Source organism: Commensalibacter sp. W6292M3, from assembly GCF_016101315.1.
Classification (GTDB): domain Bacteria; phylum Pseudomonadota; class Alphaproteobacteria; order Acetobacterales; family Acetobacteraceae; genus Commensalibacter; species Commensalibacter melissae.
The window spans coordinates 246359-261797 of record NZ_JACFQT010000001.1 but is presented as its reverse complement, the minus strand read 5'-3'; the positions used below and the strand labels follow the sequence as shown (position 1 = coordinate 261797).

The following is a 15439-nucleotide window of genomic DNA, read 5'->3' as shown; positions in this document are numbered from 1 at the left end:
CTATTATGATTTCAATTAACGACATCCATGATGCGGCGCAACGGATAAATAAAAATATTATCCGCACTCCCACCCTGTTTTGTCAGTCCCTGTCAAAAAGAGTAAATGCAGATATCACCTTGAAACTTGAAAATCTTCAAGCCGTTGGCTCTTTCAAGGAACGTGGCGCTGCCAACCGGCTTGCCCTGCTGACTGAAGAGGAAAAAAAACGGGGGGTTATCACCGTTTCAGCCGGCAACCATGCCCAAGGCGTTGCACGCCATGCACAATTACTTGGTATTGATGCGATTATTGTCATGCCCAAATTCACACCTGTGACAAAAATCAACCGAACCGCGGCCTGGGGTGCCAAGATTGTTTTGGAAGGTGAAGATTTTACCGAGGCCACCCAATATGCCAATCAACTCGCCAAGGAAGATGGACGTGTTTTCATTCATCCTTATGATGATCCCGCAGTCATGGCTGGACAGGGAACATTGGCTCTGGAAATTTTCGAGGATACAAAATCAGACCTTGATTACCTGATTGTTCCCGTTGGCGGGGGTGGACTGATTTCGGGATGTGCTGTTGTAGCTGCCGCTTTAAGACCCTACACAAAAATAATTGGTGTTCAAAGCGATCGTTATTTTTCATATTCCTTTGCCACCCATAAAGCGTTAAAACCGCCTGGCGGTGCAACCATTGCGGAAGGTATAGCCGTTCGCAAACTAGGTTTTTATCCTTTTGAAGTCATAGAAAAATATGTGGAAGATATCGTTTCCGTCCCAGAGGAGGCCATTGAGGATTCTATAACCCTTGTAGCGGAACATGCCAAGCAAATTACCGAAGGAGCGGGGGCAAGTGGTCTGGCTGCCATTCTAACCTATCCAGAACGGTTTAAGGGTAAAAATATTGCCTTTCCCATCAGCGGGGGAAATATTGATACACGTATATTGGCCAACACCCTACTTCGAACCCTCCTACGGGAAGGAAGACTATTACGTCTAAGATTCTCAATTCCTGATCGTCCAGGTGTATTGGCTGACATTTCCCACATTATTGGAACTGAAAAGGGTGGAAATATCATAGAGGTATCACATCAACGGTTATTCTCGACCTCAAGCGTTCAATCGGCCATTCTCGAAATTATGGCGGAAGCACGCAGTGCAGAACATGCAGAGGAAATTATACAAAGCCTTCGAGAAAAATATACTGTCGAAAGAATTTAGTCTGAATTGATTGAATACAGATATATTTCAACCAATTCGTATTCAATCACCTTAATTAATTCAATGATTTTAAATCCTGTATAAATATTTATTTTAAAATTTATTTAAAGCTATTGAATTAAACATTCAAAAATATTTTTTGATAAATTCATTGTCATACTTAAACTTTTATATAAAAATTAATACAATTAATTATAACACTTTTAAATTACTTTTATTATTCATAAAATTATTTATAAAATATTGAATATTCACCAAATAAAGTAATTTTAAACTTAATTATTTCTTTTAAGCTGCTTTTTAAAGAAAATAAATCATATATAATCAATTCTTCATAACAATGACAATTTCAAGATTTTATGCCACTTTATTTTCTTAATCTGTTTAATTTTCTTGTAGCCGATGTTCGGGACGGTTTAGGACCTTTCCTAGGTGTGTTTCTGCAGCAAAATCATTGGCAAGTTAATAAAATCGGTTTTGTCATGACATTGGCTGGGTTAACCAGCATAATCATCACCACACCCGTAAGTATGCTGATTGATCATATTCGTTACAAAAAAAATATAGGTATTATTGCCACAATCAGTATCATTATCGGCTGCTATTTTATCTATCATTATCCCAATTTGCCAATGACAATCATTTCTCAAATGTTAATTGCCATTGCCGGAGCAACCCTTATTTCAGCAACAGTCAGCATAACAATGGGATTGGTGGGACCCGATCTCTTTGATAAACAAATTGGGTATAATGAATCATTTAATCATGCAGGAAATGCTTGTGCAGCCCTTATAGCCGGAATAGCAAGTTATTATTTTGGATTAAAGGCTATTTTTATTTTAATGAGCTGTTCAGCATTCCTGGCTATTACAGCCCTTGCATTAATCCCATCCAGACAAATTGACAATAAAATTGCACGGGGATTAAATGTCAACCAAACCAGTCCCCAACCCTTTTTCAAACTCTTAAAAAATAAAAAACTTTTTATTCTTGCTGTTACGATCGGTTTGTTCCATCTTGCCAATGCAGCGATGCTTCCACTTTTAAGTCAATCAATGGTCGCAAAAAATATTATCAATAAACCGGGATCCTATACCGCCATGACGATCATAATTGCTCAGACAACAATGATCCCAATGGCCATTTTTGCCGCGTTTTTTGCAAAACGGCATGAATATAGAATTCTGCTTGTTTTAGCCCTTGTTGTACTACCTGCAAGAGGATTACTGATTGGAACAATTCAACATCCCCTTGTTTTGCTTCCTGCCAAAATTCTTGACGGTGTTGGTGCTGGCCTGATCGGTGTTGCCATCCCTGGAATCGTCGCCAAGATAATGCAAGGATCAGGACGATTTAATACGGGACTAGGCATTATCTTCACATGTCAGGGATTATGCGCATCATGCAGTCATTATCTTGCAGGAACAATAGCAAAATACCATGGTTATGATCAGGCTTTTCTCACGCTTTCACTGATTGCCCTTTGTGCCCTGGTTTTCTGGTTGGTTTTTACTAAAGACGTATCTTTTGGCTAAATGAACTATTTTATTTGTCTTTCAAAATTGAGTGCAATCCCGTTGATACAATACCTTTCCCCATTTGGCGCAGGTCCATCCTGAAACAAATGACCCAAATGTGCCTTACATTGGCACAATGAACCTCAATCCTTTTCATATGATGACTTGTATCTACTTCCGTTTCGATCGCACCATTTATTACAGAAAAAAAAGATGGCCAGCCACAACCACTTTCAAATTTCGTATTTGCCTTGAACAGGGGTGCATGACAGGCAATACATTGATACACCCCTTCTCTCCATTCATAATTCAAAGGACTGCTGCCGGGTGCTTCAGTACCATGATCTCTGATAACGTGTAATTGCTCTGGAGTTAGATTCATCATCCATGAATTCTCTTTTTTCATTTTTAAAACCTTTATATTTTTAATTTTTTATAAAAAAATCTATTATTTGCAAATTATTTCAATAATAATAAATAATTTTAATTTATTTAAACAATTATACTTATATTTATTAATTATTTTTATATAATTTCGTTAAAATTACTGATATTATTTCAAGCATTAAATAAATATCCCCATGAAATCAGATTATGAATCATAATATTATGATTTTCCAAAATATGGTTAGTTTATAAGATCATAGTCAATCATTGATAAAATTCAAATTCTGGTTGCATTCATTTATCTACTTAACTAACTTTTAACTATATAACGTTCATCAAAAACAAAAATCAAAACGATCCATGAACAAATAAACAGGACATAAAAATGACTCAAAAAAAATATCGCCCCGTTATGCTGACAATCCTTGACGGATTTGGGTATAACCCAAATAAAAAAGATAATGCTATTGCCAATGCCAGTATTCCCAATATTGATGCACTTTTTAAAAATTCTCCACATGCTCTTCTTGATGCAAGTAATGAAGATGTTGGATTGCCTCATGGACAAATGGGAAATTCTGAAGTCGGACATATGAATATCGGCGCTGGCCGTGTCATTATGCAAGAACTTCCAAAAATTACCCATGCCATTAAAACTGGAGACATTCTGAAAAAACCATTGTTTAAGGATTTTGTTGAAACCCTGAAAAAAAATGGCAAGACTTGCCATTTACTCGGACTTTTCTCACCAGGAGGCGTGCACGCCCATCAGGAACATGCCATTGGTCTGGCCAAGGCCTTACACGATTATGGCATTAAAGTTGCACTACATGTCTTTACTGATGGACGTGACACTCCTCCTGAATCTGCGAGGGGCTATATTGAGACGGCTTTAAATGAACTACCAAAGGATGTAAAGATTGCCACTGTTTCAGGACGTTATTATGCAATGGATCGTGATAAACGTTGGGATCGTGTTGAAAAAGCCTATGATGTTATTGTAGAGGGCAAGGGTCCTCACAAAACGGATGCGTTAGCTGCAATCTCTGAATCATATAATCAAAAAGTTACCGATGAATTCATCGTGCCAACAGTTATTGGTGATTATAAGGGAATGGAGGATCAAGATGCCGTTTTATCCTTTAATTTCAGAGCTGATCGTATCCGTCAGTTAATGGATGCGTTATTGGAACCTGATTTTACAGGTTTTAAACGTACCAAAACCGTCCAATTTTCTAAAGTGTTGGGGATGACACAATATAGCGATACATTAATCAAGAAAATGGGCGTGCTATTCCCACCAGAAACATTAACCAATGTTCTGGGTGAAATCGTTTCCAACGCTGGATTGAAACAGCTCAGGGCTGCGGAAACGGAAAAATATCCTCATGTCACTTATTTCTTGAATGGTGGTCGTGAAGACCCCTTCCCTGGCGAAGATCGTATTCTGGTCAACTCTCCAAAAGTTGCAACTTATGACCTTCAACCTGAAATGTCGGCACCCGAATTAACTGAAAAAGTTGTAAATGCCATCAACAGTGAAAAATATGACCTGATCGTTGTCAATTTCGCAAATCCTGACATGGTCGGTCATACAGGTAAGATTGAAGCTGCCATTAAAGCGGTTGAAGCGGTTGACAAAGCTATTGGAAAAATTGTTCCAGCCATCAGGAAACAACATGGAGCCCTAATTATTACGGCTGACCATGGAAACTGTGAAATGATGGTTGATGAAAAAACTGGTGAACCTCATACTCAACATACGCTTGACAGAGTTCCCGTTATCCTTGATGGTGTTGAGAATGTTCAACTGCATGACGGCCGTTTGGCAGATCTGGCACCAACGATTTTAAAATTGATGAATTTATCTCAGCCCAAGGAAATGACAGGTAAAGTGCTGATCAAAGAATAAAGTATTTATTAACCGAGTTTTGCATGTCATTAACGAACCTTTAGAATAATTCATTCTAAAGGTTTTTTATGATCTTCATTTTATCACTGTAAAATTTTAATATATCAATGATTGAATATTTTTACATAAATTGAATTTATCGAGGCCGTTCTGAAACTCTGTCATTTATCTTCATTTTTTAAATTTCATGTTTTTATATTTATAATTCAGATAAGTATTTTCCTTACCGGATTACCCAATCATGCCTGTGCTCAACAGCAAAAGCAAACGAGATTGCAGCAAATTCTGAATAAAAGCGAACAAACACAAAAACAGCTTTTGAAAGAAAAAGAAAAAATAAATTCAAATTTGGAAACTATTCAAAAAGAAAAACAACGTGCAATTTTAAAAGCCCGGCAAGATAAAAAGCGAACGCATCAAATCAATAACAATATGGTTCAGGCAACTGAAAAACTACAGACAACCGAAACCCGAATTCAGGAAATTAACAAGGAAATAACAAATCTGAAATCTAAGATTGTAACCTTGAATATACAGTTGCAAAACGAATCAAAAAATTTTTCAAAATTCCTCCCCTTAATTGAACGGTTATCCCTGTATCCCTCAGATACATTACTCGCGGCGTCTTCGCCATCCTCCCATGCAACAATAGGTTTGTCCATCATACAGAACCTATCCAAGCAGATGGAAAATCAGGCAAAAGTTCTTAAGCAACATAAAGAGGAAATCAATCAGATACAAAATCAATTTACAATTCAGATCACGAATCTTGCCCAACTTCACAAAAAACAGGAAAATGAACAAAATCAATTAACCAAGGCTTTAAAGCAGGCCCGCATCACTCAACAGGAATCTGCCAAAACGGTTTTTGAGATTTCCCAGAATGCCGCTAATGCAGCTCAGAAGGCGCAAAGTCTTAATGATGCAATTCGACAGATCAATCTAACAAAAATCAAGGCACAACACGCTTTAAAAGCTGAAATTATCCGCGCGCAAAGAGCACATAATATGGCACGATTGCAGAAAGCACGGAAAGAGTCAGCCATGATCTCATCAGCCAACAACGGTCCTGGTCTCAATTCAAGAACCACATCCAAGGCCAATGCACCCGTCATCGGACCCATTGTCTCATTATGGGGAAGTAAAACAGAAACTGGTCCAGCGCAGGGAATTACCTATGCCCCCCAATCTCAAGCAACAGTCCGTTCCCCTTGCAGCGGATTAATCGAGTTCGCTGGACCTTTTAGAGGGTATGGGCACATGATTATTCTGAATTGTGGAAAAAGCTACCGGTTCGTGTTGGCTGGTATGGATAGTTTATCCGTAGCCATTGGACAATCGATCCAAAAAGGGATTATGATCGGTCAAATGCCGGCCTGGTCAGGCGGAAAAACCGGACGTCCCACCCTTTTTGTGCAATTACGAAGGGGCGAGAGAGCAATCAATCCATCTCCTTTTTTATAAGATAATTTCGTTTAATTTTATAATGGTAAAGATATTTCTTAACATATAACATGATTTTATTTATAAAAGACAGGTTAACATTTCCACTTTAGGATCAAGTATTAGGAGAAAATCAGCATGAAGTTCCGTACAGGATTATTGCTAGGTACGACACTTTTTATCGCTGGCATTGGATTGGAACCACAGATTCAAAATTGTATACGGTCGGATAACCAACTGACCATTCAAGCATTGGCCGAAGATGTAAATAAAGATCAGGTACAAAATAACAGTGCTGAAACCTATCGCTTACTCACCTTATTTGGAGATGTGTTTGAACGCGTTCGAGCCGGCTATGTTGAGCCTGTTGCGGACAAGGACTTGATCACCAATGCGTTGAATGGAATGTTGACAGGACTTGATCCCCACAGTTCATATATGACGGAAAAACAATTTGCCAACATGCAGATTCAAACCAAAGGTGAATTTGGTGGCCTTGGCTTGGAGGTACAAGAAGATGAGGGGCATATTAAGGTAGTTTCACCAATTGATGGAACACCTGCCGCACGGGCCGGTATAAAACCCGGGGATTATATCATTGCGATTGATGGCAAAAATATTGATGGAATGACCCTAAATGCAGCCGTCGATAAAATGCGTGGCAAACCTAAAACACAAATCACCCTGACTTTGATCCGTCTGAAAGAACCGAAACCTATTAAAGTAACCCTGATCCGTGAAATCATTCACATTCAAGTAATAAAGTCAGCTCTTTATGATCGTATAGGCTATATTCGAATTTCTCAGTTTAACGAAGAAACAGAGAAAAATATGCGTCAGGCCTTTGATAAACTACAAAAAGAAAGCAACCACAAACTTGCAGGTCTGGTCATTGACCTTCGTAATGATCCAGGCGGGCTACTTGATCAGGCTATTTCTGTCAGCCGGGATTTCATAAAGGAAGGTGCCATTGTTTCAACCAAAGCACGCAATCCTAAGGATAATCAAAGATGGAATGCCAAGGGGAAGGATATTACCAATGGATTGCCTATTGTCGTTCTTATTAATGGAGGTTCAGCATCGGCAAGTGAAATCGTGTCTGGAGCCCTGCAAGATCATCATCGTGCTGTCCTCGTAGGGGAAAAAACCTTTGGTAAGGGATCTGTTCAATCTGTCATGCCTATTCCTGGAAATGGTGCAATCCGCCTAACGATAGCGCGATATTACACACCATCTGGCCGTTCAATCCAGGGGTTGGGTATCAGCCCCGATATCAAGGTGCAAGATAGTTACGATGCACCAGAATTTAGCATTCGTGAAGCTGACCTAAATCATATTATCAAAAATGAAGGCGGAAACCAAACCAAAGCTCCCATCAGAAATGATCTACCTGCAATTGCGAAATCAATACCGGCCCAGCCTCCTAAAGATTGGGCAAAATTTGATTATACGAACCCCTCAACTGATTTCCAGTTACAACAGGGTCTAAAAGTTATAAGATCCATGGCCGGATTATCCAACGATAAACCTTTTCCTATCCCATTAAAAAAATCGGCCTCTTTGGACAGTAAAGGTAAAAACACCGTTCAGCAAAAACCTTCCAACGATAACAAAGCCAATTCTTCAAAACAAGAACAAAAGCAGCCCAATCATCAGGACAAGTCTGTTCCTGATCATCCTGCTATCCATTCCAAATAAGGATTTTATCATGAAAGCCCTACCTTATCGTCGTAATGTTGCAGCTTTTATCCTTAACAAAAAAGGGGAAATTTTCATTGCATTACGCCATGATCTGGCAAAAGATAAGATATGGGCCTTTCCCCAAGGTGGGATCGACAAAAATGAGACCCCGCAAGAAGCGCTTAAACGTGAATTGTTGGAAGAGATTGGTACAAGTAACATAGAAATTCTGGAGGAATATCCCGAATGGTTATCCTATGATTTCCCATCCAATATGATTGGCAATCCTCTTAAACGTAAGTATAAAGGACAAACCCAAAAATGGTTTGCTGTTAGATTTCTGGGGAAAGATAGCGATATTGATCTAAATACCCATAATGAAAAAGAGTTCAATGAATGGAAATGGATTTCATCTTCCGAATTGGCGAAAATCAACACCGGGTTCAAACATGATCTTTATCAAAAAATAGCCGAATATTTTCATAAATACATATAATTAGCTATCTGCCTTTTTTTTCTTTGCTGTATAGCCATCCAGAAAAAAACAAAATGGTACGAGAAGAAAAGCCAAACAACCTAAAATCATAAATACATCGTTAAAGGCCAAAATTGCCACCTGTTTAATGAAATCCTGATAAAGATACTTCATGGCTGTTTCTGCCTGATCCTGTGTTGCATATCCCAATTGCTGAGCCACTGCACGCATATGTGCCAAATAATCATTAAAAGGCTGATGGAAAGGAGACATCCAATGTACCATGTGTGCCTGATTTACCTGCCTTCTTTCAGTGATTAAAGCTGTTGCTCCAGAAATACATAAGGCTCCCAACACGTTTCTTGTCATACTAAACAATGCCGAAGCATCTGCATTATATTTTTCTTCAATTGTCATAAAGGCAATGGTTGAAAGAGGAACAAATAGGAAAGCGAGACAAACCGATTGTGATATCCTGTACATGACCAAATGCAAAAAATCTGAATTTGGCACCAAGTTGGCTGAATAAAACAACGCGCAGCCGAATAGGAAAAAACCCATCGCTATTACATAACGTATTTGAACAACATTGATCACTTTGCCAATAACAGGAATTAAAATAATGATGGCAATCCCACCTGGTGTCAGAACCAATCCAGAAAGAAAAGCCGTGTATCCAATAATCTGCTGCGTAAATTGTGGAACAATTACAGCTGATGCATATAGACATCCACCCAATCCAGCCATTAAAATTGAGCTTATTGCAAAATTACGATCTTTGAATACTTTTAGATCAACAACAGGTTTTTCTGTATAAAGAAGCCATATTATTGCGCCTATGATACCAATTACCGAAAAAAAACCCAACCAACAGATGAAACCCGAACCAAACCAGTCAGCATTTTCCCCACGATCCACCATGACTTCCAGACAACCAAGTCCCAGTGTTATTAAGCTGACTCCAATATAATCAATTCGTTCACTACGCTTTCTGGCCCATGGCGGATCATCAACAAGCATGGCCACCGCAAACACTGTTATGATTCCGACAGGAACGTTAAGAAAGAAAATCCATCGCCAGGAATAACTATCCGTGATCCATCCGCCCAAGGATGGACCCAATACAGGTGCAACCACAGTGGCAATTGCCGTTAGTCCGAAAGCTGCCCCCCGTTTATCTGGAGGGAAGGTATCGAGAATTATCGATTGCTGGTTTGGTTGAAGCCCCCCTCCAAAAAATCCTTGCATTAGACGGAATAAAACAAGCTGCGCCAAGCTATTCGCGATACCACATAAAAAAGAAGATACGGCAAACATGAATATACAAATAAGAAAATAACGTTTTCGTCCAAGGATCCTACCTAACCATCCCGAAATTGTTAAAACAATTCCGTTAGCCGCCAGATAGGAGGTCAATGACCAAGTCGCATTATCATAGGTTGTTGATAAACTACCGGCAATATGGGGCAAAGATACATTGACAATTGTCGTGTCCAGAATTTCCATAAAAGCGGCAAGAGTTACGACAATGGCAATTAACCATGGATTATATTTTGGCTTCCATTCCTCTTTTACGGTATTTAAGGTAGCGGATTGACTCATTTTGTGTAAACCGTTGGCACGACTGAAAGACCTATGGCCAAGGGAACCTTGGGATCCAGTCCTTCATCAATCAATATTTTAACAGGAACACGCTGTACAATCTTGACATAGTTACCCGTAGCATTTTCTGGTGGAAAAGCACTAAAGACAGATCCTGTTCCTGCCTGGATTGAATCAACATGCCCCTTTAATTTCATAAATGGATATGCATCCACCTCAATTTTGACCTTTTGACCCGGACGAACATTGGTAATCTGTGTTTCCTTGTAGTTTCCAATTACCCAAACCTCTGGTTCAACTATGGATAAAAGGGATTGACCAACGGTTACATAACTGCCCTGCTCAACGTTACGTTTAGAAATCCATCCATCATGCGGTGCCCTGATTTCAGTCCATCCAACATTTAAAGCTGCCGTTTCCAATTGTGCTTCAGCTGCCTTAACAGCCCCACCCTGATCAGAAACCTTACTTTTGACATTGCCAATATTGGCTTCGACTGGAGTGGCAATTAAATAATTACCTTCAGCTCTGTCCACTTCCGCTTTTGCCTGGTTAAAAGCGGAAGTAGCGTAATCAATCGCCTGCTGGGTTGTAGCAGGACGCGCAATATTATGTTGACGAACATAATCCGTTTTGGCCTTGAATAATTGCGCTTTCGCGGCTTCCAATTGTCCCTCGGCAACTTTTAGCTGACCTGGATAATTCTTTTTTGCAACTTCCAATAAATATTGTGAGGCAAGATACTGGGCTTTTGCCCTTTCCAAATTACCTTGCGCCTGTAAAAGAGATGCTTTGTAATCCCTTGAATCAATCCTCAACAAAACCTGACCCTTATGGACAAACTGATTATCATTGACCAATAATTCAGTCACGTAACCATTGACATGCGGTGCGATCGTAATGGCACGCCCGGCGGTAAACGCATCATCCGTACTAACATCATTACGTGTAAACCACCAATATAAACCAATTAAAATGACAACAATGATCATAATGAAAAACATTAGATACCGGATTGCCTTTTTTTTATTTTTGGGATTGGTGGATTTTTTTTCTTCAGATGAATCAAGATCCTGTTTCGAGTCAGTTGTATCCGCTGTCATAAATGTCCATCCACAATGATAAAATTATTAATAATCCAGATTCTGCGTCTGTATCAATCTGGCATACATGCCCTGCTGTTTCATTAAATAATCATGATTTCCCTGTTCTACAACTTTCCCATCCGAAACAACGATAATGACATGGGCGGTTCGTATAGTAGACAAACGGTGGGCCACAATTAAAGTCGTGCAATCCCTTCGCAGTTTAGCCAAGGCTTTTTGTATGATATGTTCACTTTCCGTATCCAATGCACTTGTCGCTTCATCCAATAACAATAAACGAGGGTTTCTTATTAACGCACGTGCAAGGGCAATTCTCTGACGCTGACCTCCTGAAAGACATTGTCCACCATGACCAACATTTGTATCCAGGCCTTTTGGTAAATCTCCAAGAAAACGATTGATAGCTGCCCCTTCCAAGACTTTTTCGATCTCCTCTTTGCTTGCATACGGATTACCGATCCGAATGTTATCGATAATAGACATATCAAATAACAACGGATCTTGTGGAACATAGGCGATTGCTGAACGCAATTCATGAATTTTGATGTTCCGCAAGTCAACTCCGTCAAAAATGATCTGTCCCTGCTGTATATCGTGTAGACGGGGGATCAAAGTCAACGCCGTTGATTTTCCCGCACCCGAAGGCCCAACAAGGGCAACAGTCTGGCCCGGTTCAATTTCAAAATTCAAACCATGCAATCCGACTTCACGATCTGGATAAATAAAATGCACATTTTGAAATTGAATTTTCCCTTTTCCATTAGGTAAAGGCAGTGCATTCATTTTATCTTTTATTTTGATAGGTTGATCAATAATATTAAAAATACGGTTTAGACCAGATATGCCTTCCTGCATTGCCGCATTTAAAGATCCCAAGGCCCGCAACGGTCTTGCCGCCAAAAGCAAAGCCGCAACAAAGCCTGAAAAATCCCCCAAGGTTGCACCGCCCATCGCGGCACGCCAGCCAGCAAATCCTAAAACCGCCGCAACGGCACTTCCTCCCAAAACTTCCATAATTGGATCAACTTTTGCACGACCTCGAATAATTTTTAGAGTAGCATCATATAATTGATCAAATGATTGACCCAACCGTCTGATTTCACGCTTTTCCATTCCATAGACACGAACGGTTCTGGCCTGTGAAAAAGTCTCATTCAATAACGCTGCGGTTTTTCCAACCTGTTCCTGCATATTTCCGGATGCTTTGCGCACTCGCTTTCCCAATTTTTGAATAGGTACAGCAGCGATTGGATATAATAGAGCCGCGATTAGACTCAACTCCCAATCCATATAGAACATCGAAACAATCAAACTAATAACCGTAATTGCATCTCCAAACGCATTAACCATTCTTATCATGGCTTCACGTATGGATAATGCATCAGTGGTAAAACGGGCGGAAAGCTGTGCGGGGGCTTCCTTTTCAACTAACGAGATATCTGCATGAACCAGATGCAAGAACATTTTTTTCTGCAGCCCCCGTATAATCTGTAAAACCAAATCTTGTACGGAAAGCGTCTGAATATATTGTGATGCGGCCTTTGCGGCCGTCACCATAACAACCAGGGCAGGGATCTGATACAAAATTCGAGGATCATTATCCTTAAACATATCCAATGCGCGCTTTATCACCAAAGGATATAAAGCTGTCAATCCGGCCATAAAAATTGTCGAGATAACAATCAATAAAATACGTTTCGGATAAAAACGTATTTGCTCTCTCCATAAACGTTGAAGAAAAGGCCAGCTTTTATCTTCCCCCAGTATCAGGGATAAAATCATCTTTCTTTTAGTTTGTTTCTTATTGTTTTTCTGTTCTTGATTCACGCTTTGATACTTTTACATGGAGCAAATGATATGAAAGCTTTTTAACCCAAATTAAAATATTAAATCGAATATTTAATCTGTATTTTTCAAACTGTGTCTTTTTAACCACTCTATACAATCCAAGGCGGAAGCATAACATCCACCATCAATCCACCATATTTTAACCGATTCAAGAATTTTCCCCATTATTGGACCTTTTTCAACTCCCAGTTCAATTAAATCCCTACCTTTTACGGGGAAAACTGGTGTCGGTATATCAATAACCCGTTTACGCCATTTATCCCATAGAATGAAATCATCATCCCGGTGTTTAATCTGTTCTAGCCAGCTTTGACCAATAAGAACGTCAAGAGAATATAATGCCTTTAATTGAACAAGCCGCTTATCCGATGCATCGGCTTTTAAGGATAACGGTTTTTCCAATCTTGATAAGAATTTAGCATCTTTATTGGACAATTTAAACTTTTTTGCAACTAATGTGGCAGACCCCTTAATTAAGGCAGACAGGCGAATAATTGCATTATCAGGCACTCCTGCCGCGATAAGTTTAAGAAACGGATCAAGACGATAGCCAAAAGGCATTAAAACGGTTAAAACCCCATATCTATCCATCAAATTTAATACATCCCCCGCTCTTGGACCCGTGATAATCTTTCTTAATTCTGACCAAACTCGCTCTGCCGACAAAGTATCAAGCTGTTTCGCATAAAACTGAATGGCATTCACAGCATCTAAATCCGGTTGAGTTTTGCCATAGCGCGCATAAAAACGAAAATATCTTAAAATCCTTAAAAAGTCTTCTGCAATACGTTCATGTGCCGTTCCTACAAAACGAACATGACCTAATGAAAGATCTTCCTGTCCATGGAAATAATCCCATAATTTTCCGTTTTTATCACAATATAAAGCATTAATTGTAAAATCACGTCTGGCAGCATCCTCTCGCCAGTCCTGTGTCCAAACAACCTTGGCATGTCGCCCATCAGTCTTAATATCCTTACGTAATGTCGTTATCTCATATGAATGATGATTTATTATTGCCGTAACTGTTCCATGTTCAATACCTGTAGGTATCCCCTTTATCCCTGCCCGACTTAATTTTTCAATTATACGGTCAGGGAGATCCATGGCTGCGATATCAATATCAGAAATTGGTTTCTGAACAAGCAAATCCCGAACCACACCGCCAACTAAACGTGCATCAGGAAAAATATCCCATAATTTTTTTAAATCCTTTTTGGATTGATCAGGTAATTTATCCAAAATATTCATGAAACAGTCACTTTTATAATCATTCTATTGAAACGACCCATCCTATTCCTTAGAGATTAATTCAACAACAGACCCATCAATAATTCTTTGCGGCTTTGCAAACCCGTCAGTAAACAATACAAAATTAAAATTATTTTCTTGAAAATTTATATCATTCCCATTTCAATTCTTTCTTGATGAATAATGGTTATGTTATAAATCTATCATGTCCACATCATCCCTATTCTGAATTTTATCATTATGTCATAACAAATAAACTGTAAATGCATATCCATGAACTTAATATGCAAAATATCTTTTGAAATATGATATAAAGAAAGTGTTTCTTATTCATGATTGATTTGATAAAAGAAATATTAGCTTTAGGATTTTGGTTTCTATCAAGAGAATAATCACATGAATTATCAATCTCGTTTATTATCTTTGCTATTCTGCCTTGCGTTCAGCGGATATTTTACATTACCTGTCCTGTCTGGCGTTGCCCAGACAGCAAAAAACAACCCTGAACAAAAAACATCAAAAGTAACTTCTTCATCCAAAAACAACAAGCAAAATAGTCAAGCAAACAAAACATCAACAAATGATGACGATGATGATCCAACTGATGATGATTCAAATGATGATGATAGCAAAAATCCAACACAATCCCTCTTTGAAGCGATCAATGTCGGGAACCTTTACGCTGCACAAGATGCTTTAAACCGTGGTGCCGATTTACATGCAACCAACGTCTTGGGTCAAACACCTCTGGAAATGTCCATTGATCTTAATCGCGATCGCATCACCTTTTTGCTTTTGTCAATGCGTGGCTATAATAACTCACCTCAAAAACTAAATGGTGATAGAGAAATATCAACGGTTTCGGTTAAAAGTGAAAAAGGATATTTATCCATTAAAGGTCAAAATCAACGTAAAACTGTTTCAAATCTCAACCAATCAAACACATATTCACATTATAACAATATTTCCAAACCTGAAATCGGCTTTCTCGGTTTTAACAAAAGCTAGGT

At 39.0% G+C, this 15439-nt stretch carries 11 protein-coding genes and 1 pseudogene; 7 read left to right on the top strand and 5 right to left on the bottom strand.

Going from position 1 to position 15439, the window contains the following annotated elements; all coding sequences use genetic code 11:
• Positions 1 to 5: 5 nt before the first annotated feature.
• Together H3T57_RS01200 and H3T57_RS01195 are read left to right on the top strand one after the other, a co-directional pair.
• Positions 6 to 1208, top strand: coding sequence for a threonine ammonia-lyase (locus H3T57_RS01200; protein WP_198192707.1), 1203 nt, complete (start codon positions 6 to 8; stop codon positions 1206 to 1208).
• Between the two features lie 359 nt (positions 1209 to 1567).
• Positions 1568 to 2743 carry an MFS transporter gene (locus H3T57_RS01195; protein WP_198192705.1) on the top strand — a complete coding sequence of 392 codons (1176 nt, stop codon included), beginning with the start codon at positions 1568 to 1570 and terminating at the stop codon, positions 2741 to 2743.
• A 5-nt stretch (positions 2744 to 2748) separates the two neighbouring features.
• Here H3T57_RS01195 and msrB read toward each other — a convergent pair.
• Positions 2749 to 3131 (bottom strand): annotated as a pseudogene (msrB, locus tag H3T57_RS01190) (peptide-methionine (R)-S-oxide reductase MsrB).
• 366 nt (positions 3132 to 3497) lie between these two features.
• Here msrB and gpmI point away from each other — a divergent pair.
• From gpmI to H3T57_RS01170, 4 genes are all read left to right on the top strand, one after another.
• Positions 3498 to 5024: a 2,3-bisphosphoglycerate-independent phosphoglycerate mutase gene (gene gpmI, locus H3T57_RS01185; protein ID WP_198192704.1), complete on the top strand. Its 1527-nt coding sequence runs from the start codon at positions 3498 to 3500 to the stop codon at positions 5022 to 5024.
• Between the two features lie 273 nt (positions 5025 to 5297).
• Positions 5298 to 6488, top strand: coding sequence for a murein hydrolase activator EnvC (locus tag H3T57_RS01180; RefSeq protein ID WP_198192703.1), 1191 nt, complete (start codon positions 5298 to 5300; stop codon positions 6486 to 6488).
• Between the two features lie 117 nt (positions 6489 to 6605).
• Positions 6606 to 8165, top strand: coding sequence for a S41 family peptidase (locus H3T57_RS01175; RefSeq protein WP_198192702.1), 1560 nt, complete (start codon positions 6606 to 6608; stop codon positions 8163 to 8165).
• 10 nt (positions 8166 to 8175) lie between these two features.
• A complete protein-coding gene (locus tag H3T57_RS01170) occupies positions 8176 to 8643 on the top strand; it encodes an RNA pyrophosphohydrolase (protein WP_155567172.1) in 468 nt (155 codons plus the stop codon).
• Here H3T57_RS01170 and H3T57_RS01165 read toward each other — a convergent pair whose 3' ends face one another.
• The 4 genes from H3T57_RS01165 to H3T57_RS01150 form a co-directional block, all read right to left on the bottom strand.
• Positions 8644 to 10224 (bottom strand): DHA2 family efflux MFS transporter permease subunit, encoded by a 1581-nt coding sequence (locus H3T57_RS01165; protein WP_198192701.1) that lies wholly within the window; start codon positions 10222 to 10224, stop codon positions 8644 to 8646.
• Positions 10221 to 11327, bottom strand: a complete 1107-nt coding sequence (locus tag H3T57_RS01160; RefSeq protein ID WP_122123888.1) for an HlyD family secretion protein — start codon at positions 11325 to 11327, stop codon at positions 10221 to 10223. The genes H3T57_RS01165 and H3T57_RS01160 overlap by 4 nt, the downstream gene beginning before the upstream one ends.
• Before the next feature lie 27 nt (positions 11328 to 11354).
• Complete coding sequence (locus H3T57_RS01155; protein ID WP_198193455.1) at positions 11355 to 13112, bottom strand: ABC transporter ATP-binding protein; 1758 nt, start codon at positions 13110 to 13112, stop codon at positions 11355 to 11357.
• A 117-nt stretch (positions 13113 to 13229) separates the two neighbouring features.
• Positions 13230 to 14429 (bottom strand): CCA tRNA nucleotidyltransferase, encoded by a 1200-nt coding sequence (locus tag H3T57_RS01150; RefSeq protein ID WP_198192697.1) that lies wholly within the window; start codon positions 14427 to 14429, stop codon positions 13230 to 13232.
• A gap of 396 nt (positions 14430 to 14825) precedes the next feature.
• On the opposite strand from H3T57_RS01150, the gene H3T57_RS01145 reads away from it, so the two are divergent.
• Entirely contained in the window at positions 14826 to 15437 is a 612-nt protein-coding gene (locus H3T57_RS01145) for an ankyrin repeat domain-containing protein (RefSeq protein ID WP_196424959.1), read from the top strand.
• The last annotated feature ends 2 nt before the right edge of the window (positions 15438 to 15439 follow it).

Excerpts from the sequence above, each read along its gene's own strand:
- H3T57_RS01200 (WP_198192707.1), top strand. The coding sequence starts at position 6 with ATGATTTCAATTAACGACATCCATGATGCGGCGCAACGGATAAATAAA.
- H3T57_RS01195 (WP_198192705.1), top strand. The coding sequence starts at position 1,568 with ATGCCACTTTATTTTCTTAATCTGTTTAATTTTCTTGTAGCCGATGTT.
- gpmI (WP_198192704.1), top strand. The coding sequence starts at position 3,498 with ATGACTCAAAAAAAATATCGCCCCGTTATGCTGACAATCCTTGACGGA.
- H3T57_RS01175 (WP_198192702.1), top strand. The coding sequence starts at position 6,606 with ATGAAGTTCCGTACAGGATTATTGCTAGGTACGACACTTTTTATCGCT.
- H3T57_RS01170 (WP_155567172.1), top strand. The coding sequence starts at position 8,176 with ATGAAAGCCCTACCTTATCGTCGTAATGTTGCAGCTTTTATCCTTAAC.
- H3T57_RS01165 (WP_198192701.1), bottom strand. The coding sequence starts at position 10,224 with ATGAGTCAATCCGCTACCTTAAATACCGTAAAAGAGGAATGGAAGCCA.
- H3T57_RS01160 (WP_122123888.1), bottom strand. The coding sequence starts at position 11,327 with ATGACAGCGGATACAACTGACTCGAAACAGGATCTTGATTCATCTGAA.
- H3T57_RS01155 (WP_198193455.1), bottom strand. The coding sequence starts at position 13,112 with ATGATTTTATCCCTGATACTGGGGGAAGATAAAAGCTGGCCTTTTCTT.
- H3T57_RS01150 (WP_198192697.1), bottom strand. The coding sequence starts at position 14,429 with ATGAATATTTTGGATAAATTACCTGATCAATCCAAAAAGGATTTAAAA.
- H3T57_RS01145 (WP_196424959.1), top strand. The coding sequence starts at position 14,826 with ATGAATTATCAATCTCGTTTATTATCTTTGCTATTCTGCCTTGCGTTC.